12 protein-coding genes are annotated in these 19989 nt (G+C 61.1%); 3 read left to right on the top strand and 9 right to left on the bottom strand.

Annotation, left to right across the window (positions count from 1 at the left end; translation table 11 throughout):
* Positions 1 to 276 precede the first annotated feature (276 nt).
* Positions 277 to 2004: an FAD-dependent oxidoreductase gene (locus SHEL_RS03555; RefSeq protein ID WP_012797890.1), complete on the bottom strand. Its 1728-nt coding sequence runs from the start codon at positions 2002 to 2004 to the stop codon at positions 277 to 279.
* A gap of 213 nt (positions 2005 to 2217) precedes the next feature.
* Here SHEL_RS03555 and SHEL_RS03550 point away from each other — a divergent pair, with 213 nt between their 5' ends.
* A complete protein-coding gene (locus SHEL_RS03550) occupies positions 2218 to 3114 on the top strand; it encodes a LysR family transcriptional regulator (protein ID WP_012797889.1) in 897 nt (298 codons plus the stop codon).
* 221 nt (positions 3115 to 3335) lie between these two features.
* Here SHEL_RS03550 and SHEL_RS03545 read toward each other — a convergent pair whose 3' ends face one another.
* The 7 genes from SHEL_RS03545 to SHEL_RS03515 all read right to left on the bottom strand — a co-directional run bounded on the left by SHEL_RS03545 (position 3336) and on the right by SHEL_RS03515 (position 16658).
* Positions 3336 to 4754, bottom strand: coding sequence for an FAD-dependent oxidoreductase (locus tag SHEL_RS03545; RefSeq protein ID WP_012797888.1), 1419 nt, complete (start codon positions 4752 to 4754; stop codon positions 3336 to 3338).
* A gap of 108 nt (positions 4755 to 4862) precedes the next feature.
* Complete coding sequence (locus tag SHEL_RS03540; RefSeq protein WP_012797887.1) at positions 4863 to 6128, bottom strand: CobW family GTP-binding protein; 1266 nt, start codon at positions 6126 to 6128, stop codon at positions 4863 to 4865.
* Between the two features lie 61 nt (positions 6129 to 6189).
* Positions 6190 to 10926 carry a 2-hydroxyacyl-CoA dehydratase gene (locus SHEL_RS03535; RefSeq protein ID WP_012797886.1) on the bottom strand — a complete coding sequence of 1579 codons (4737 nt, stop codon included), beginning with the start codon at positions 10924 to 10926 and terminating at the stop codon, positions 6190 to 6192.
* Between the two features lie 32 nt (positions 10927 to 10958).
* Complete coding sequence (locus tag SHEL_RS03530) at positions 10959 to 11576, bottom strand: TetR/AcrR family transcriptional regulator (protein ID WP_012797885.1); 618 nt, start codon at positions 11574 to 11576, stop codon at positions 10959 to 10961.
* A gap of 444 nt (positions 11577 to 12020) precedes the next feature.
* On the bottom strand, positions 12021 to 13460 hold the full coding sequence (locus tag SHEL_RS03525) for an alanine/glycine:cation symporter family protein (RefSeq protein WP_012797884.1): 1440 nt from the start codon (positions 13458 to 13460) through the stop codon (positions 12021 to 12023).
* A 298-nt stretch (positions 13461 to 13758) separates the two neighbouring features.
* Positions 13759 to 14091, bottom strand: a complete 333-nt coding sequence (locus SHEL_RS03520) for a DUF1292 domain-containing protein (protein ID WP_012797883.1) — start codon at positions 14089 to 14091, stop codon at positions 13759 to 13761.
* Positions 14091 to 16658 (bottom strand): protein translocase subunit SecDF, encoded by a 2568-nt coding sequence (locus SHEL_RS03515; protein ID WP_012797882.1) that lies wholly within the window; start codon positions 16656 to 16658, stop codon positions 14091 to 14093. Before SHEL_RS03515 ends, SHEL_RS03520 begins: the two co-directional genes overlap by 1 nt.
* A gap of 466 nt (positions 16659 to 17124) precedes the next feature.
* Between SHEL_RS03515 and SHEL_RS03510 the strand changes: the two genes are divergently transcribed.
* Both SHEL_RS03510 and SHEL_RS03505 read left to right on the top strand, forming a co-directional pair.
* Entirely contained in the window at positions 17125 to 17964 is an 840-nt protein-coding gene (locus SHEL_RS03510; RefSeq protein WP_012797881.1) for a hypothetical protein, read from the top strand.
* Positions 17951 to 18688, top strand: a complete 738-nt coding sequence (locus SHEL_RS03505; protein ID WP_012797880.1) for a DUF6557 family protein — start codon at positions 17951 to 17953, stop codon at positions 18686 to 18688. Before SHEL_RS03510 ends, SHEL_RS03505 begins: the two co-directional genes overlap by 14 nt.
* 54 nt (positions 18689 to 18742) lie before the next feature.
* Here SHEL_RS03505 and tgt read toward each other — a convergent pair whose 3' ends face one another.
* Positions 18743 to 19891, bottom strand: coding sequence for a tRNA guanosine(34) transglycosylase Tgt (gene tgt / locus SHEL_RS03500; RefSeq protein ID WP_012797879.1), 1149 nt, complete (start codon positions 19889 to 19891; stop codon positions 18743 to 18745).
* Between the last annotated feature and the right edge of the window lie 98 nt (positions 19892 to 19989).

Raw genomic sequence — 19989 nt, 5'->3', positions numbered from 1 at the left:
AGCAGAGCTGGCCGAGCGCTCGCGCGCTCCGAAATACAGGTATTGGACAGCCACTGGCTGTCCAACATGCGGAACTGCGCGCGGAGGGACATTTCACAGCCTTACCCTGTTGAATCTGGTTCGGACAGGGCCCCATTGCGGATCAGCAACGCTCCGGCTGCGCTTTTTAGGGTCGACCGCATCGCTTCGCTCGCTGCGGGGTTCGGATACAAGACAGCCCCTGCAGCAAGTGGAGGGGTGGCTGCAGGGGCTTTATGGAAAGGGCTGTTCAGGGGATTACTTGCCCAGGTATTCCTTGGCGTCCTTCATGGCAAGACGGCCGGAGTTCATGGCCCAGGCGGCCTGACTGCCGGGGGCGAACTTCACGTCGTAGCTGTCACCGTACAGTCCGCCGGCGTCGGAACCGCCCGCGTACAGACCGGGGATAGCCTCGCCGTCCTCGTCCAGGACTTGGACCTTCTCGTTCACCTTGATGCCGCCGCAGGTGGTGTAGTAGCCATCGGCGGTCTCGATGAGCCAGTACGGGCCGCTAGCAACCGGATGCATGTACTGGGCCTGCTTGCCGAAGTCCTCGTCAGCCGTCACATCGTTCGCATCCTTGCCGGCAGCGTTCGCGCACAGCTCGTTGTAGCGGTCGACGGTCGCCTGAACAGCAGCAGCATCCAGGCCGACCTCGGCGCACAGCGCCGCCAGGTCGTCGCCGATATGCACGCCTGCAGCAGGCTCCAGCACCTCGCGGGCCTCAGCCAAGGGCGTGCCGGGCATGCCGAAGCTAAAGCACTGGCCCCACGGACCGTTCGCTTCCCAATCGAGCATGTCGGCCTCGGTGAACAGCACATAGGTCTTGTGCTGGTTGCGCACCTGGATGCCGGCGGCGCTGAAGTCGTCGATCCACAGGTCTTCCTTGCAGAAGCGCTCGCCATCCTGGTTCAGCCACAGCGTGGGCTGCACGCCGGCGGTATAGGCGTCGATGGTCCACGAAGCGGTGATGGCTCCGATGGGCACGGGACCGCACCACATGACGGTTCCCAGGCCCTCGGCCATGGCCGCGCCGGCCGCCTTCGCCATCTTGATACCGTCGCCCTCGCGAATGGGCATACCCATGGCCTGGATGTTCTCGTTTTTCGTCTCAGAGACGCCGTACAGGAACTCGGGGTTGTTGGCGTAGCCGCCGGAGCCGATCATGACGACCGGGGCTTCGACCTTCAGCACCGAACCGTCCGTGCCTTCGCACAGCAGACCGGCCACCTTGCCATCCTCGATGATGACGCGACGGGCGAACGTGTTGAAACGCGCGGTCACGCCCAAACGGTCGGCTTCCTCGGAGAACGTGCGCATGAACTCGAAACCAGGGGTGCTGCCGTGATCGCCCTTGTCGTACACGTGCCAGATCTTGGGGCCTGCGCCAATGCCTATGACCTCGGCGAACTTCTGTCCATGACCCTCCAACCAGTCGATGGTCTCGGCGGTCTGGCCGAAGAAGTTCTCATACAGCTTGTGCTGCGGAATCCAGTGGTGATAGTTCAGGCAGGTGTTCATGGCGTTCTTCACGCCGTAAGGCTGATCGGGATAGTAGGCGCTTGCCAGGTACGGCGGGTTGTCGCGCGTGTACTTGGTCTCAAGGGCGGTCATGCCCTCGGTTCCCACGAACGATCCGCCGTAAGAGGACTCGCGCTCGATGACGACCGGATTCAGGCCCAGGTCGACGGCCTGAATGGCAGCAGCCAGACCGGTTCCGCCACCGCCCACGATTGCAACGTCGGCAGAGATGACCTCGTCGGGCTCGCCGAGCTCCTTGATGGCCCAGATATCGTTCTCGGGAGCCGCTGCGGCCTCGGAGGACGCTTCACCGGCCTCTTGTGCGGGCTCGGCAGCCTGCTCGCTCTGCGTATTCGGCGCACAGCCAGCCAGCATCACACCCGCGCTTGCAGCGAACACGCCGGCACCGGCCAGGAAGGAACGCCTGCTCATGCCCTTTGCAGCAACGTTGGTGGAATTCTTCATTGTTTGCCCCTCTCGCTTGTTTCGGCTTATGCCGTGAGTGTTGAACTCGTGCGCAACTATTTGTTGCGCTTAAGCTCTCTGACGGGTTGAATTATTACGCCTTTCATCTTGTATTACAATACGTATTGGGTTAGCTTAAAGTTATAGTTTGTAACTTTTTGTTTCGTTTGATATACTGATAAAACCATTAGGGACACGTAGGGGAGAACGGTCATGAACAGCGATCAACTTGATTATTTCCTGCTTGTGTACAACACTCAGAGCATTCAGAAGGCCGCCGCCATCGTGCCCATGTCGCCGCAGGGCATGGCGAAATCGATCAAAGCGTTGGAACAGGAGCTTGGAGCGCCCCTGTTCACCCGCGAGCCGAACGGGAAGCGCTCCCCCACCGAGTATGCGCAGGTCTTCAGGGAGTTCGCCTTGATGAGCCAAGCAGAGATGGACAGAACGCTCCTGCGTTTCGTGCAGATTCGCGCGCGCGAGCAGAAAACCATTCGACTGGCATCGGCGCTCGGACTCAGCGGTTTGTTCGGAAACGAGTGCATCGACGTATTCAGGCGCAAGCGCCCGGACGTCGCGTTCGAGCTTCGTGAAACCGACGACCTTACCTGCGACGAGCTTGTGGCATCCGGGGCCTGCGACCTTGGATTGACTTTGAGTCCTTTCGGCGACGGGCTCACCACCATCCCGCTCGCCTCCGAGCGGGTGTACGCCTGGGTCAGCACGGTTAACCCGCTTTCACAGCGCACCGCACTGCTGCCCGCCGACCTGGCTTCGACCCGCGTGGCTCTTTTCGGCCAGCGTCAGAAGCTCGACGCGTCCGTGCGTGCCGCGGTCCGACAAGAAGGCTTTGAGCTGCAGTCCGTCACATACTCCCCCGAGGTGTTCTGGCATTACAACCTTGCGTTGGAAAACAGGGCAATCGGGATTACCGTCGAACATCTTACGACGCTTCCCATGTTCACCGACAACCCCAACGTCGTGGCCCTCCCCATACAGGACATGAACTGGACCTACGGGATATCTCATGAGTATGGCCGCGTACTTTACGAGCATGAACAGGCGTTTTTCGATTATGCCATCGCCTACGCGCGCAAACACTGTGCGTAAGAGAGGCTGTCGACGCCCCTAAGTCCGAAAACGGTTTCGCATCGTCCGTCATCGTGCCGCATGCGGCACGAACCGAACCGATGCTTTGGTTTTGTGGCATTCTTGGGCATCGGCAAATCCCGACTGAAAAAGATACGGAAGCGCCTTTTCAGGCGCTTCCGTGAGTCGAAGCCGGCTTAAGGGAGGGGCGCCGGCTTGAACTGCTTGTTGGTCGAGACTCGCTACAGGGTCTGCAGGTACTCGGCGGCGTTCTTCATGGCTAGACAGCCGGAGTTGATGGCCCACGACGCCTGGCTGCCGGGAGCGGTGGCCACGTCGTAGGAGTCACCGTACAGGCTGCCCGTGTCGCAGCCGCCCACGTACAGGCCCTTGATGGGCATACGGTCGTTATCCAGGGCCTCGAGTTTCTCGTTGATCTCCAAGCCGCCCACGGTGGTGTAGTAGCCGTCGGCAACTACGAGAATCCAGAACGGGCCCTCGTCGATCGGGGTCAGGTAGTCGGCCGCCTTGCCGAAAATCGGGTCCTCGCCGGAAGCGCAGAAGCCGTTGTATTCGTCAACCGTTGCCTTCAGAGCGGCGGGGTCCAGGCCAACTGCGGCCTCCAGGTCCTCGATGGTGTCGGCCACATGCACGCTGGGCAGAGCCTCAAGCTGAGCGCGCGCCTCGTCCATGGGCACGCCGGGGGTGCCGAACGTGAACACGGTGCCGTACGGGCCGTTCTGCTCCCATGCCGCCAGGTCCTGCTCGCGGAAGATGACGTAGGTCAGCTCCTGGTCGCGGCAGGCGATGCCGCCGGCAGCGAAGTTGCCGATCCACAGGTCCTCGGCAATGAAGCGCTTAGCGTTCTGGTTCACCCACAGGGTCGGCTGTACGGAGGCGGAGTACGCGTCGGTTGTCCACTGCGCGCCAATAGCTGCAGGTCCGCACCACATCACGGTGCCGTAGCCCTCGGACAGCGCCACGCCCGCGTCGACGCCCATCCTCATGCCGTCGCCGTCACGGCCGGGAGCGCCCAGCGACACCAGGTTCTTGTTCACGGTGTACGGAGACACGGCATGCAGGAAGTCCATGTTGCTGGCATAGCCGCCCGAAGCCAGCATTACCACGGGAGCGTCGATTTCGACGAAGGAGCCATCGGCGTTCGCTGCGATGACGCCTTTCACAGCACCGTCCTCGACCAGGATCTTGCGCGCACCGCAGGGCAGGCGGATGTCGGCGCCGGTGGCCTCGGTGGCCTTGATCAGGCTGTCGGTGAAGTACGCGCCCGGGCTGGAGGCGTTCTCGTCGTAGTAGTACACGTGCCAGGCCAGGTTTCCGCCGTAGTCGACCACGGCGCGGAACGTGCAGTCGTGGTCCTCCAGCCACTGGATGGTCTCGGCGGTCTGGTTGAAGAAGTTGTAATACAGCTCGGTCGACGGAACGTAGTGGTGGTAATTCACGCAACGGCGGACGGCCTCGCCCACCGTGCCGTGCTCGCCGGCCTCTTCCTGCCAGTGCGAACCCACGCCGAACATGCCCTCGGTTGCGGAGAACGCGCCGCCCAATGCGCCCGCCTTCTCCAGCAGCACCACGTTCAGGCCCAGCTCGGTGGCCTGGATGGTGACCGCCATGCCGGTTCCGCCGCCGCCGATTAAAGGCATTCCAAGCCAACCTTTACCGACAACGACCGATCCGCCTTGACGCATTAAAAAAACCGCCGACCTTGGGAGCCGGCGGTTCGATGTATTTAAGAAGCTGACGGGACGGCGCTATGCCAAGAAACTGTCGGCCCACTGCTCGATGGCATCCTGATCGGCGCCGCGGGTGATGAACACCAGCTTGATTTCGCGGTCGCCAACTTCGTCGTCCCAGCCCTTCAGGGCGTCGGGCTCGGTTTCGGCCAGCTGCGCCAGGTATTCCTCGTCAGCCGTGGCCAGCCACAGGCCGTTCTCGCCCAGCGAGAAACGGTGCCCCGCCTGCTCGAACACGTAGCACATGTCGGAATCCTCGGAAAGCCACACCATGCCCTTGCAGCGCAGGATGCCCTTCGGCCAATCCTCCACCATTTGGTCCAGGGCGTTCTCGCGGAATGGGCGGCGGCGCTGGTACACGAAGGTGGAGATGCCGAATTCGGCCACATGGTCGTGGTCGTGCCCATGGTGATAGTGGTGGCAGTGGCATTCGGGGTCGTCGCACTCTTCGTCATCATCGTGATGGTGGTGATGGTGATGCCCATGGTGGTCATGGTCATGGTCATGGTCATGATGATGCTCATGTTCGTGTTCGTGCTCTTCGCGCTCGCGGGCCTCGGCGTCGGCTTCGTCCATGGCGCTCACCCAGCCCACCGAGTCGAACACGTGCTCGAAGTCGAAGCGGCCGGTGTTGAGCAGCTCATCCAAATCCACCTGGCCGTTTTCAGCCTCGACGATGACGGCCTTCTTCTGCAGGCTGCGCACGATGGCGCGAATCTCGGCCACCTGCTCATCGGTCACCAGGTCGGTCTTGTTCAGCACCAGCGTCGAGCAGAACTCGATCTGCTCCACCAACAGCTGCACGATGTCGTCCTCGCCGTCCAGCAGGTCGCGGCCGCTGTTGAACTCGTCCAGCAGGCGAGCGCAGTCCACCACGGAGATGACGTTGTCCAGCAGCATGGGCGCATCGTCCTCTTCGCCCGCCTGGCAGAACGCCTGGATGGTGTAGGCGATGGGCATGGGCTCGCACACGCCCGACGCCTCAATGACGATGTAGTCGAAGTTACCGGAATTGGCCAGGTCGTTGAGCTGGTTGGACAGGTCCTCGGACAGCGAGCAGCAGATGCAGCCGTTGGTCATGGGAATCAGGCTGTCGTCCATCTGCGTCACCGCACCGGTCTTGGCGATAAGCTCGGCGTCGATGTTCACCTCGCCGATGTCGTTGACGATGACCGCCGCACGGATGCCTTCCGCATTGGTAAGAATGTGGTTGAGCAGGGTCGTTTTGCCTGCTCCCAAGTATCCCGTGATGATTGCTACCTTCACGAGCGAGCCTTTTGCCATGGTACTGCCTTTCATGCAAGCCGGCGGAAGGCCCCTCCCGCCGGGTGGATCTGATTCGAAACTATTTCGCGACCAGTTCGCCTTCGGCGGCCTTCGCGTCATCCTCGGCCAGCGCGGCGTCGATCTTCGCCAGCAACGCATCGGTGTCCAGCGCGCCGCAACCGTTGGCGCTCACCATGTCGGACTCGTCCAGCCGCCGCTGAGCCGCCGCCAGGTTGGATGCCCGAATGAACTCGTCGGTCTCCTCCAGGTTCGCCTTCGCCACAGAAATCATCAGCTTGATGCGGTTGAGCTGGTTCACCTCGGAAGCGCCGGGGTCGTAGTCCACCGCCACGATGTTGCTCTTCGGGTGACGGCGGCGCAGCTCCTTGATGACCGACTTGCCCACCACGTGGTTCGGCAGGCAGGCGAACGGCTGCGCGCACACGATGTTCGGCGTGCCGGTCTTGATGAGCTCGATCATCTCGGCCGTAAGCAGCCAGCCTTCACCCATGGAGTTGCAGGTGGAAAGCACCTCTTCGGCGTAGGCGCCCAGGGTGTAGATGTCCGTCGGAGCCTCGAAACGGTTCGATTCCTCCAGGGCTTTGATCAGGGGCTTTCGCATGGTATCCAGCAGTGTGAGGATACCGCGTGCGGCCACGGCGCCTGTTGCCGAGCGGCCCAACGGGTCCTTCTGGAAGATGCGGCCTACGATGCCGAACAGGAAGAACTCAATCAGGCCGGGCACGACGGCCTCGCAGCCCTCGCGCTCGATGACGTCCACCACCTGGTTGTTGGCCGTGGGATGGAACTTGACCAGAATTTCGCCCACCACGCCGACGCGGGGCTTGGTACCCTCGCCGGTCAGCGGCAGCGTGTCGAAGTCGTCGATAATGGCCTTGCAGGTGCGCCCGAACTGTTTGCGGTTCGTACCGGCGTAGATCTCCTTCTTGCAGGCCTCCATCCAGTGGTCGAACAGGCGCTGGGCACTGCCCGGCTCCACCTCGTAGGGGCGCGTGCGGTACAGGGCCATCATCAGCAGGTCGCCGTAGCTCAAAGCGTACACGGCCTGCTTCAGCATGGGCACGGTCACTTCCCAACCGGAGTTGCTCTCGTCAAGGCCGTTCTGCAGCGCCAGCGAAATGACCGGCACATGGCCGTAGCCTGCAGATTTGAGAGCCTTGCGGATCAGCGCGATGTAGTTGGTGGCACGGCAGCCGCCGCCGGTCTGCGTGATGAGCACGGCCAGACGGTCGGTGTCGTACTCGCCGCTGGTAACGGCTTCCATGATCTGGCCCGTGACCAGGATGGACGGGTAGCAGATGTCGTTGTTGACGTATTTCAGGCCGGCATCCACTGCGCCATGGTCCACCGACGGCAGCAGCACCATGTTGTAGCCGTTGGCCAAAAACACAGGTTTGAGCAGCTCGAAGTGGTACGGGGCCATCTGCGGGGCCAAGATTGTGTAGCCGGATTCCTTCATCTCCTTGGTGAATTCGACGCGCGGGAATTCCGTATCGGCGCTCTCGCGGTTCTTGAAGTGCTCGCGCACCTCCGGCTTCGCCTTCTCCGTGGGTTTCTCGGGGATGTTGGCCCGGACGTTGCTCACGATGTATTCGGCCACCTCGCCAGCCTTGGTGCCCGCCTTCTCGGCGATGAACTCGTCAGGGTTGGTGAGCAGGGCTTTCACGTCCAGCTCCTCGGCCGGGCAGGTCTTGCCCGCACTGCTCTCGTCCATCTCGCGGACGGCTTCCTCGTCCTGCTTGTCCTTAAGCGCCGCAAGCAGGCTGCGCACGCGGATGCGGGCCGCGCCCAGGTTGGACACCTCGTCGATCTTGAGCACGGTGTACACCTTGCCCGCCGCTTCCAGAATCTCCTGCACCTGGTCGGTGGTAAGGGCGTCCAGACCGCAGCCGAAGCTGTTGAGCTGGATGAGGTCCAGGTCCTTGCGCTGGGTGGCAAGCTTCGCCGCAGCGTACAGGCGCGTATGGTACATCCACTGGTCCACGACGCGGATGGGACGTTCCACCTGGCCCAGATGGGCCACGGAGTCTTCCGTTAGCACAGCCAGGCCGAAGCTGGTCAAAAGCTCGGGGATGGCGTGGTTGATCTCGGGGTCGTTGTGGTACGGACGGCCCGCCAGAACGATGCCGTGGGTGCCGGTGGCCTCCATCCACGCCAAGGTGGCTTCACCCTTTTTGCGCATGTCGCGCTTGAAGGCCTCGTCCTCGGCCCATGCGGCGTCGACCGCAGCGTTGACCTCGGCCTTCGTCGGAGCCTTGGCGTGCTTGGTGGTGGTGTCCTTGAAGTTCTCGAACAGCTCCACGTACAGGCGCTTCTTCAGGTGGTCCTTCTTGTCGTAGGGCAACCAAGGGTTCAGGAACTTGGTTTCGGAATCCTTCAGCTCGTCGATGTTCAGGCGCAGCGCCTCGGAGTAGCTGGCCACGATGGGGCAGTTGTAATGGTTGCCCGCGCCTTCATCCTCCAGACGCTCCCACTTGGCGCAGGGCATCCAGATGAAGTCGGGGCGCTTCTCCAGCAGGTCCATGATGTGGCCGTGGCTCATCTTGGCCGGATAGCACACGCTCTCGGACGGCATGGACTCGATGCCCTTGTTATAGATGGCCTTCGTGGAGGGGTCGGACAGGATCACACGGTAGCCCAGCTTGGTGAAGAAGGTGAACCAGAACGGGTAGTTCTCATACATATTGAGGGCGCGCGGAATGCCCACCACGCCGCGGGGCGCGTCTTCTTCCGCCAGCGGTTCGTAATCGAACAGGCGGTGGCTCTTGTATTCGAACAGGTTCGGCACGTTCTTGGAATCGTTCTGATGGCCGGCGCCCTTTTCGCAGCGGTTGCCCGTAATGAAACGACGGTGCTTGCCGGTGTTCGGGTCCACGCCGAAGTCGTTGATGGTGAGCAGGCAGTTGTTGGAGCAGCCCTTGCAGCGCGTGGTGCGGTGCTTCGGGGCCAGGGCCTCCAGCTCCTCAGGCGAAAGCAGCGAGGATACGGGGTTTTCGCCCGTTGCGCGGTCGCGGGCCAGAAGCGCGGCGCCGTATGAGCCCATGTTGCCGGCGATGTCGGGACGCACCGCATCCACTTCGGAAAGCTGTTCGAAGGCGCGCAGCACGGCGTCGTTCAAGAATGTGCCGCCCTGCACGATGACCTTGTCGCCCACGTCCTTGGGGTCGCGGATTTTGATGACCTTGAACAGGGCGTTCTTGATGACGGAGATGGCCAGGCCCGCGGCGATGTCGCCCACGGTGGCGCCTTCCTTCTGGGCCTGCTTCACGCGGCTGTTCATGAACACCGTGCAGCGGCTGCCCAAGTCGACCGGGTTCTCGGCCGCATTGGCGGTCTGGGCAAACTCGCGGACGTCCAGGTTCAGGCCCGTGGCGAAGCTCTCGATGAAGCTGCCGCAACCCGAAGAGCAGGCCTCGTTGAGCATGATGTGCTCGATGACGCCGTTGCGCACGCGCAGGCACTTCATGTCCTGGCCGCCGATATCCAGAATGAACTCGACGCCCGGCAGCATCTCCTGGGAGCCGCGCAGGTGCGCGACGGTTTCGATTTCACCGGAGTCGACGTTGAGAGCTTCCAGCAGCAGGCCTTCGCCGTAACCCGTGACGGTTGCGTGGCCGATGGTGACCAGGGGCTCGCCGGTTTCAGGGTCGTGGGGCAAATCGGCGTACAGTTTGCCGACGACGCGCTTGGCGGTTGCCAGCACGTCGCCCTTGTTGTTGGTGTAATGGCTCCAGAGCAGTTCGCCGTCCTGGCCCACCAAAGCCATCTTGAAGGTGGTGGAGCCGGCGTCGATGCCCAGATACGCGGTGCCGCGATAGGCAGCCAGATCGCCGCGCTTCACCTTCTCCTTGTCGTGGCGCTCCTTGAAATCGATGTAGTCCTGCTCCGTAGCGAACAGCGGGGGCAGGCGCACGACCTCGGAGCCCTGCAAAGTACCCAGGTTGCGCAGGCGTTCCAGCACGTCGCCGATGAGTTCCGGCTTGTTCTTCTTGCCGCAGATAGAAGCGCCCGACGCCACGAACAGGTGAGCGTTCTCGGGGCGGATGGCGTGCTCGTCATCCAAGTTGAGGGTCTCGCAGAAACGACGGTCCAGCTCGGAGAGGTACTGCAGGGGTCCGCCCAGAAACGCTACGTGGCCGCGGATGGGACGTCCGCAGGCCAAGCCGGAGATGGTCTGGGTGACCACGGCCTGGAAGATGGACACAGCGATGTCTTCGCGATGTGCACCCTCGTTGAGCAGCGGCTGCACGTCGGTCTTGGCGAACACGCCGCAGCGGCTGGCGATGGGATAAATGGTGGTGTAGCCCTTGGCCAGCTCGTTCAAGCCGCCGGCATCGGTGTTCAGCAGGGCCGCCATCTGGTCGATGAACGCGCCCGTGCCGCCGGCGCAAGTGCCGTTCATGCGCTGCTCGATGCCGTTGTCGAAGTAGATGATCTTGGCGTCCTCGCCGCCCAGCTCGATGACCACGTCGGTCTGAGGGATAAAGGTCTCAACCGCGGTCTTGGAGGCGATGACCTCCTGGACGAATTCGATGTCGAGCCATTGGGCCAGCAGCAGGCCGCCGGAACCGGTGATGGCCATGGTCATGGGCGTGGTCGGGAATGCCTGCTGGGCCTCTTCCAGCACCTCGATGATGGTGGCGCGCACGTCGGCATGGTGACGGCGATAGCAGGAGTATTGGATTTCGTTGGCATCGTCGAGCACCGACACCTTGACGGTGGTCGATCCGACGTCGATGCCGATATGCAAAGGCCCGTTCGGGGCGATTTCGGTATTCTGGGCTTCTTCAGTCATTGTCATGCTCCTCGGTACTGCAGATGACGTTGTTAGAGTTTGATGGGCTCGCCCGGCATGATGAACAGCAGGCGCTGGCAGATGACGGCCATCTCCTCGGAGGATTCGACCATACCTTGCTCGATCCAGCGACGGATGACCCCGAAATACGCCGAAGCGTAAAACGTGACGTAGTAGTCCACGAACGCATCGTCGCCCGTGCGGTACTGTTCGTTCAGCATGGCCTTCACGATATCGTTGCACACATAGGTGCACAGTCGCAACCCGAATGCGGCGTCGCCGTTGGGACCGAGCACCGCATGCAGGAACCGGCCCTCTTTACGCAGATAATCGAACAGGGTGACCATGATCGGCAGGGGCTTTTTGAACCCGACGCACATCGCCACCTCTTCAAGCGACATGTCCGCAAGCGACGTCTGCAGGTTTCCGATCTGTTCAAGCACCTCGTCCTGAAACGCCATCATCAACTCGTCTTTGTCCCGGTAGTGGTTGTAGAACGTACCGCGGTTTATGTTTGCGCGTTCGCACAGGTCGTTGATGGAAAACCCGTTCCATCCCCGCTCCTCGGTCAGCTCTATGAGCGCCTCGCGCAAGGCGGCACGCGTTTTCACGATGCGTCGGTCTTCGACGCAAACGGCATCGGCGGCCATCCACCCTCCCCTCATCCGTAGGAATCGGTCACGTTTTGAACATTGCGGTGGTTATTCAACATTTTGTTCAATTTCAGCATAATACCGCTGTTAGACAGTGTGTTCAATACCGACGGAACTGCTTCACAATACACGCAATTTTTGCTCGTATACACCCCCGTTTACCAGGTGTTTTAATGAACAAAGAACATCCTGGGCACGCAACAGAGCACTTCGTCCTGAGGCATATTCCCCACACTCCCCCCCATATGTTCCAAATGTCTGCGAACGGACAGGCGACCTTCCTTTCGTCCAAAACCCGCTTTTGCGCCAAGAAAACGCATGGGCGGCCTCGGCTCTGCCCGCAAGCAGAATCCATCAACACGTTTTGGCGTTTTCCGGCATGAAAAAGCGCCCCGATTCGCATCGAGGCGCAACAGGTTCGGTCAGTTGAACGTATCGACGTTAGCTCTTGCGGGCGACCGTGGGGATCTCGGCGTTGTCGGCCTCATCCAGATTGCCGTCATACACATAGTGCTGCGTGCCCTTGACGATAACCGAGGACAGCGCCAGAACGGCGATGCAGTTCGGGACGGCCATAAGCGCGTTGGTGATGTCGGAGATGTTCCAGACCAGTTCGCCGCCGCCGATGCAGCCCCAGAACACGAAGATCAGGAAGACGACCTGATAGGGACGGATGCCTTTCTTGCCGAACAGGTACATGACGGCGCGGTTGCCATACTGGGCCCAGCCGAGCATGGTGGAGTAGCTGAAGAGCACCATGCCGACGGCCAAAACGATGGGGCCGAGCACCGGGATGGAGGCGAATGCCGTGGTGGTCAGTTGCGCGGCCGCCGTGATCTGGCCGTTCAGGATACCCTCGGCGATGGAGGGATTGGCCAGCATGGTGGAGACCAGCATGACGCCGGTGATGGCGCAGATGATGACCGTGTCCCAGAAGGTGCCGGACATGGAGACCAGGGCCTGACGGGCAGGGTTCTTGGTGGTGGCGTTCGCGGCGACCAGCGGAGCGGAACCCAAGCCGGATTCGTTGGAGAACAAGCCGCGCTTGAAGCCGAACTGCAGAGCCAGGGCAAGGCCGCTGCCCACGGCGCCACCGAATGCGGCTTTACCGGTGAAGGCGCAGGTCAGGATAAGGGAGATGGCCTCACCCACATAAGCCCAGTTCATGATGATAATGACCAGGCAGCCCGTGGCGTACAGAAGAGCCATGAGGGGAACGAGCTTCTCGGTGACCTTGGTGATGGAACGGACGCCGCCGATGATGACCACGCCGACAAGCACCACGAGCAGAGCGCCGATGAGCATGTTGGCGCCCAGCAGCTGCTGGTCGTTGGAGAATGGGATGTAGGCGGTCACGACGCCGGCCAGGGAGTTCGACTGCACGGAGGCGCCGATACCGAAGCTGGCGATGAACGCGAACACGGCGAACAGCACGGCAAGGACCTTACCTGCGGTCTTCCACTGGAATCCGCGCTCGAGAGCGTACATGGCGCCGCCGAGCATTTCGCCGGTCTCGTCCTTCACGCGGTACTTCACGGAGATATAGGTTTCGGAGTACTTGGTGGCGATGCCGAATACGCCCGTGATCCACATCCAGAAGATGGCGCCCGGTCCGCCGAAGAGCAGGCCGGTTGCCACGCCGACGATGTTGCCGGTGCCGATGGTGGCGGCAAGGGCGGTGGTCAGCGCGCCGAACTGGGAGACGTCTCCTTCGGCTTCTCCATCAGCACGGGAGACGGACAGCTTGATAGCCGTGCCGATCTTGCGCTGGATGAACTTGGTACGCACCGTCATGAACAGGTGGGTACCCAGAAGCAGGACGATCATCGCCCAACCCCATACGAAGCCGTCGATGGCTTCAACAATCGCTGCAAAACCCATATCACGTTCCTTTCGCCCGTGCGGCCGTTTGGGAGATGGCTCGTCATCGTCGCAAGCAGCCGAACGTTAAACAGATTGCGAGATTATACGTAACGATTGTTACCGCCCCGTTAATAAACAATCGCATTATGGAGTAAAAGCGCCGCATCTTCCCGCAAACGGCGTTTGCCCGAACTCCGAAAAGACCGGATTCGAACGAATCGCAAAACCAGCACCTGTCGCCCTGCCCCGTCACACATGTAAAAAAGAGCCGGCCAAATAACTGGCCGGCTCTTCGTTCTTCAGATATGCTACGACGCTACTCGAAACGGTAGATGTCCTTGGTGGCTTCCTGGAAGGATGCGTACACCTCGTTGAGGATGGCTTCGTCCACAACGTATTCGAAGCCCGCGGGCTGGCCTTCTTCATCCAGCTCGGTGACCTCCATGACCAGGACCTCTCCCGAGGATTTGGCCGGATTCTCGTCGTCCACGGGGAAGAAGAACCCGTAGCGGCGGTCGTTGTGCAGAAGCAGTCCCAAGAACTCGAGGGTTACCAACTCGCCGCTTTCGTCTTCGAACTCGAAGACGATGCCTTCCTCTACCGGCGGCGCGAAGTTCGGATTGCTTCCCTGACGGACTTCGTTAGACATTATTTGTCCTTTCTGCGGTAACGCTGCTTCTGTTGCGGCTGACTCTTCGACTTATGCGCGCCGTTGCCCTTGCCGCCCTTGGCATCAGCGCCAACGTCGACGACTGCGGCATCGGTTGCCGCGGCGCCGGCAACACGCAGCTCGCCAGGCAGGTGGTTCAGCGTGAACAGCTGCACGGTATCGCCGAACTTCTTAACCAGACGTGCGAATTCCGGTTCACGGGTCTTCCAGATGGCGTACAGCGGCGTGGCGATGGCCAACGACGAGTAGCAGCCGGAAACCAGGCCGATGGTCATGGCAAGCGCGAAGTCCTTCAGCGTTTCGGCGCCGAACAGCAGCATGAACAGAACCGGGATCAACGACGTGATGGATGTGTTCAGCGAGCGGATAAGCACCTGGTTGAGGGAGTGGTTCGCCATGGACATGAAGGTGCACTTGATGCTGTCGCCCTTCATGTTGTCGTCGATGGAGCGGAACACGACCACCGTGTCATACAGCGAGTAGCCCAAAATGGTAAGCACCGCCGCGATGGTGTTCGGCGTGACTTCACGGCCGATCAGAGCGTAGATGCCGAATACCAGGATGAGGTCGTGCAGCAGAGCCACGATGGCGGTCACGCCCATCTTGTAATCGCGGAAGCGGATGCTGATATAGATGATGATCAGGATGAGCGAAACCAAGAACGCGATGACCGAGCTCTTGATGACCGACGTGCCCCAGTCGGGACCGATGGTGGTCACCTCGAAGCTGTCGGTTTCCCATCCGAAGGTGTCAGCGACGGCTTTGGCAGCGACGTTCGCGTCCTCGGCGGAAGTGGTGGTGGTGCGGACCAGGAAGCCGGGTTCGCCGTCGGTCTCAGTGGTCTGGATGACTGCGTCGGTTTCGCCAGCCTCGTCGAACGCATCACGCAACTGCTCGATGGTGACATCGCCCGTGTTGTGGAATGCGACGGAGGTGCCGCCGACGAATTCGATACCGAAGTTGATGCCGCGGATGCCCAGGATGGCGAGCACCAGAACGACGGCGACAACCGCTGCGGTAAGCGTTACCTTGCGCCAACCCAGGATGTTGAAGTCGTGTTTGATAAAGCGGCCGGGAATCTTGCCGCCGGCAGGGGCTTCCTTCTCATCCGTGAAGTACGGAGCGGCCTCTTCGCAGTCCTTCACGCCCCAGAAACCAGGGTTCTTCGCGATGGCCTTAGGCGCAAGCAGGCGGATGAGCGGCGCCTTGAAGAGCAGCATCATGAGGATGTCGCAGAAGATGCCCAAAGCCAGCGTCAGGCCGAAGCCCTTGACGGAAGCGGCCGCGAGGAAGAACAGGGCCAAAGCGGAAACCAGCGTGACCAGGTCGGCGTCGATGGAGGTCATGATGCCGTGGCGGACGCCGGTGATGGATGCAGCACGAACGCTACGTCCCAAACGGATTTCTTCGCGGAAGCGTTCCAATGTGAGGATGGACGAGTCGGCGGCCATGCCGATGGTCAGTACGACGCCGGCGATGCCTGCCAAGCTCAGCGAGAACAGGTTGAAGTGAGACAGCAACGCCAGGATGCCCAGATACAGGCAGGCGAACACGGCCATGGCAGCAGCGGTGATGAATCCCAGGCCCTTGTAGAAGAAGAGCAGGTAGAGCATGACCAGCAGAAGGCCGATGAGCGCCACGATGACGCCGGAGCGAAGCGCGCCCTGACCCAAGGTGGGACCGACCGTCTGGGCGGTTTGATATTCGAAGCTCACAGGCAGCGAGCCGGATTCAAGCACAGTCACCAACGACTGGGCCTCGGCCAGGCTGTAGTTGCCGGTAATGGCCACGTTGCCGTCGGGGATTTCGGACTGAACGGCAGGCGCGCTTTGGACCACGCCGTCCAAGATGATGACGATCTGGCCGTGGTCTTCCACCAGGTCGGCGGAGGCTTCGGCGAACGCCTTGGTGCCTTCGCTGTCCAAGTTGAGGTCGACGGCGTAGAACTGCGAGGTTTCGCTTTCGCGGCCGACGGTCACACGGTTGATGTTCTCACCGGTGACGATGGGCTCGTAGGTGCCGGGCTCCACTTCAAGAGAAGGCGTGCCTTCCCCCGTGACGAAGACGTTGCCGGCTTCGTCGGTAACGGTCTCCTGAGAGAGATAGGCGCCGGTCTGGATAGCGTTCACAACGTCCTGGTCGGTAAAGGAGTCCAGGCGGGCGAATTCGAGCTTACCGGTCTTGCCGATGGTCTCCAAAGCCTCTTCGGTATCGGACAGGCCGGGAATTTGGACCAGGATCTGGTTGTCGCCCTGCAGCTGAACCACAGCTTCGGAGGCGCCCAGCAAGTTGACGCGGCTCTCGATAATGCTTCGGGAGGTCTCCATCTGTTCGGCGGTCACCTCGCTGCCGTCGTTGCTTTCCGCACTCAGAACGACCGACAGACCGCCCTGCAAGTCGAGGGCCTGATTGATGCGCTCCTGAGGAGGCATGAACATGGCGATGGACGCGATGACCAGCACCGCGGTTACAACCACCAGCCAAATGTTGCGACGGTCAACGTTGCCGCCCGAACGGCGCTTCGCCTTGGACGAGGTTTCACTCATGAATTGAATGCTCCTTGCTGTTGGACGGCCATAAGCAGCACCTGCCGTTCCGCCCCTTCCTACGGTTGTGTGAAAACCGCCAAATTATAACAGTAATAGTGTGGCGTGAGGCGCCGTTTCACAACGCATCCATCGAGTCTTCGGCATAGCGGACGTTTGCGCGAAATCCGTGGCGTTTTTTACATGTCTTCGGGCGCAACGTTTCCGAAAAAAACAGGCTCCGGCACGCACGGCCACGGGTCTTCTCCTTCCGACGCCTGTCTGAATGTGAAGGAATTGTGACACCCCTTTTGAGCACCCGTTTCCGCATAGCCCCTAATCACGGCCCCGCGTTCAGACAAAGATCAGGTTCCGCTCAGATTTGGTTCAGGTTTTGGCCGTGTTTTGATGCAAGTGTTACATACAAATCGGCAAGGTTTTGCCTGTAGCGTCGTAGGTCCTGTCAGCTCCGAACGAAAGGATCTACATGCTAGTACGCGAACTCTTCGACGAGGTGGGTTTCAAAGCGGTCTGGAAGGAGATGCGCTTCGGCCGCTACCCCAACCTCATTCTGGTCCCCCGAGAATTGCTCCGCTACGAAGGCCTGAGCCACAGGGAGTACTGCAAGGAACGAAAGCACCTTCTGCATGAAGCCTACCGCGAGTTCAAGTCCATCGAAGACGCCCCGCCCGCATCGCAGGGGTACCTGTTCCTGTATCCCCTGTTCGACGGTAAGGAGGCCGCCGAATGCGGAGGTATGGCGGTTCACGCGGGATTCGAGCTTGCGCCTTTCGGGGCGTTGGGCGTGTTCACCTACGACCCCGAAAGCGAGATGGAGGGGTATATCTCCGAAACGCCGTGGGAGGCGCTGCGCACCTTCGAGGTGTTCGACACATGCGTGGCGGCGTACGGCAAGACCGCCTGCGCTGCGGCAATCCTGCGCAGCATGACGGTCAATGGATACTCCCGCGCGGCATGCGAGCGCAACCGCCGACGGTTCAAGGACGAATACTGCGACGACCCGATCCGCGAGATGGCATGGCGTCTGTATGAGGAGCAGGAATGGTACGACCGGGTCTTCCTGCCCTGCCTCGACCCTGTTGAGGAGGCGGAAATGGAAGGATGGTCGCCCCGTACGACGGTTGAGAACCTCACGTACCGCACCGCGCGTTCTATCTGGGCCGACGACTGCCACCAGGACTATCTGGCGAACTTGGAAGATCTCGAAGCGGCATCCGTCTCAACCCGCGCTGGCGACCCGGCTGGAAAGGCCAGCAACGACGCATTCCCCGCTTCCGGAAAGGAGTCCGGCGTTGAGGCTTTCTAATCTGTTCAAAGTATTGCGGTTCGACGACGTATGGAAGGAGCTGCACCAGGGGAAATACCCCAACCTCATCATGCCCGACCCCGACTGCCTGCACGCCAGCGGGCAGACGCAGACCGATTGGCTCCGCGAAACCCGGGAAGACTACGCTGGCGCCTTCCGCGAGCTGCAGAAGCTCGCTCCCGCCCGAAGCGACCCTCCCATGAGCATCGCGGTATACCCCATATTCAACCCCCAGACCAGCGCATACGCCGACGAAGAAACCGTCTTCGCCTACGGCGGCTGGGCGCCCCGCGGATGTCTGGACGTGTTTCTGGACTACGAGCCATTCCCAGACACGCTGGGCATCACCTACACGTACTGGGATTTCGTGCTGTGTTTGGACGTGTACGGCACCTGCCTGCGTAAATACGGCCACGCCACCGTTGCGGCCGCCATCCTGCGCGCCATGACGTACTACGGGTTCACGATGGAGGAATTCGACCGCCAGGTGAACCTGTTCCAGAACATGGGCGAGAACAAGGACAGGGAAACCCATGTCATCCGAGAACCCGACCGAAAGGTCATGGACAAGCGGGGTACGAAGAGGGTCCGCACCCATCTTTCACCCCGGCCGAGCGCCGTTGCGCAGGCTGAATTCGAACAGTGGCCTCCGGAAGTGTTGATGGCCAACGTCAAATACCGAGAGGAGCGTGGTAAGTTCCTGGAAGAATGCCGTTCTTTCTAATCCCCTTGAAACAAACGGGGCGCCCGCCGCCGCGAACGCCCCGCAGATGTCGCATCAGTAGTCGTTGGCGCCAGGCGAAGCCATCCATTCCTGATAGAAGGCCTCGTATTCGCCGTCCAGCACGGCTTGACGGGCGCGGGCCATCAAATCGATCAGGAAGTGCAGGTTGTGCATGGACAGCAAGATGCCGCCCAGCATTTCGTTCTGTTTGACCAGGTGACGCAGGTATGCACGCGTGTAATTCTGACAGACCGGGCATGAGCATTCGTGGTCGAGCGGCGTGAAGTCGACTTTGTACTTCGCGTTGCGCAGGTTCATGCGGCCCTGGCTGGAAAACGCCGTGCCCATGCGTCCCGTGCGCGTCGGCAGGACGCAATCGAACATATCCACGCCTTCCCGCACGGCCCGCACCAAAGTGGTGGGGTTGCCCACGCCCATGAGGTAGCGCGGTCTGTCCTCCGGGCAGGCCTGCGCCACGGTGCCCAACGTCTCGAACATGACATCATGGGGTTCCCCAACTGAATATCCGCCGATTCCGAAGCCACCGAAACGCTTGTGGCCTGCGGCTATGCTGCGCTCCTCGATCTCGATGAGGTGACGGACGCTTTCAAGGCGAAGGTCCAGATGCATGCCTCCTTGGACGATGCCGAACAGGGCCTGGTCCTCGCGGGTGTGCGCTGCCAGGCAACGCTCGGCCCATTCCCACGACAGCTTGGTGGACGCCTCAACCCGTTCGCGGGTCTCCGGATAGCCGACGCACTGGTCGAGCTGCATGGCGATGTCGGCCCCGATGCGCTGCTGGATCTCCATATTGCTTTCCGGGGTCCAGCGGTGCTTGGAGCCGTCGTAGTCACGTGCCTGGAACGAGACGCCGTCGGGGTCCGTCTTCATCATGTGGTCCAAGCTGAACAGCTGGAAACCTCCGGAGTCCGTCAGCATGGGACCGTCGTAGTTCATGAATTTCTGCACGCCGCCGGCCGCTTCGACGATGTCCACGCCGGGACGCATGTACAGGTGATAGGTGTTCGCCAACACGACCTGGCTCTTCAGCTCATGGAGCTGGTCGACCGTGATTCCCTTGACCGTGGCATGGGTGCCGACCGGCATGAACATCGGGGTGTGAACCTGGCCGTGCGCCGTCTCGAACGTGAGCGCGCGGGCGTTTCCGCAGGTAGCGTCTATAGTGACATCAAACAATGCCATGCATGGTTCCTTTCAACGGTATGTGCACCTGTGCATCTTACCAAACGGCAGGCAACGTTGACCGCGCCACCCATCAGAAGGCCAGAAGAGCACGTGTC

The sequence above is a fragment of the Slackia heliotrinireducens DSM 20476 genome (assembly GCF_000023885.1).
Taxonomy (GTDB): domain Bacteria; phylum Actinomycetota; class Coriobacteriia; order Coriobacteriales; family Eggerthellaceae; genus Slackia; species Slackia heliotrinireducens.
The sequence above is the reverse complement of the archived record's forward strand: the minus strand, read 5'-3'. Positions and strand labels throughout refer to the sequence as shown.

Coding starts and splice junctions, on each gene's coding strand:
- SHEL_RS03555 (WP_012797890.1), bottom strand. CDS start 2,004: ATGAAGAATTCCACCAACGTTGCTGCAAAGGGCATGAGCAGGCGTTCC.
- SHEL_RS03550 (WP_012797889.1), top strand. CDS start 2,218: ATGAACAGCGATCAACTTGATTATTTCCTGCTTGTGTACAACACTCAG.
- SHEL_RS03545 (WP_012797888.1), bottom strand. CDS start 4,754: ATGCCTTTAATCGGCGGCGGCGGAACCGGCATGGCGGTCACCATCCAG.
- SHEL_RS03540 (WP_012797887.1), bottom strand. CDS start 6,128: ATGGCAAAAGGCTCGCTCGTGAAGGTAGCAATCATCACGGGATACTTG.
- SHEL_RS03535 (WP_012797886.1), bottom strand. CDS start 10,926: ATGACTGAAGAAGCCCAGAATACCGAAATCGCCCCGAACGGGCCTTTG.
- SHEL_RS03530 (WP_012797885.1), bottom strand. CDS start 11,576: ATGGCCGCCGATGCCGTTTGCGTCGAAGACCGACGCATCGTGAAAACG.
- SHEL_RS03525 (WP_012797884.1), bottom strand. CDS start 13,460: ATGGGTTTTGCAGCGATTGTTGAAGCCATCGACGGCTTCGTATGGGGT.
- SHEL_RS03520 (WP_012797883.1), bottom strand. CDS start 14,091: ATGTCTAACGAAGTCCGTCAGGGAAGCAATCCGAACTTCGCGCCGCCG.
- SHEL_RS03515 (WP_012797882.1), bottom strand. CDS start 16,658: ATGAGTGAAACCTCGTCCAAGGCGAAGCGCCGTTCGGGCGGCAACGTT.
- SHEL_RS03510 (WP_012797881.1), top strand. CDS start 17,125: ATGCTAGTACGCGAACTCTTCGACGAGGTGGGTTTCAAAGCGGTCTGG.
- tgt (WP_012797879.1), bottom strand. CDS start 19,891: ATGGCATTGTTTGATGTCACTATAGACGCTACCTGCGGAAACGCCCGC.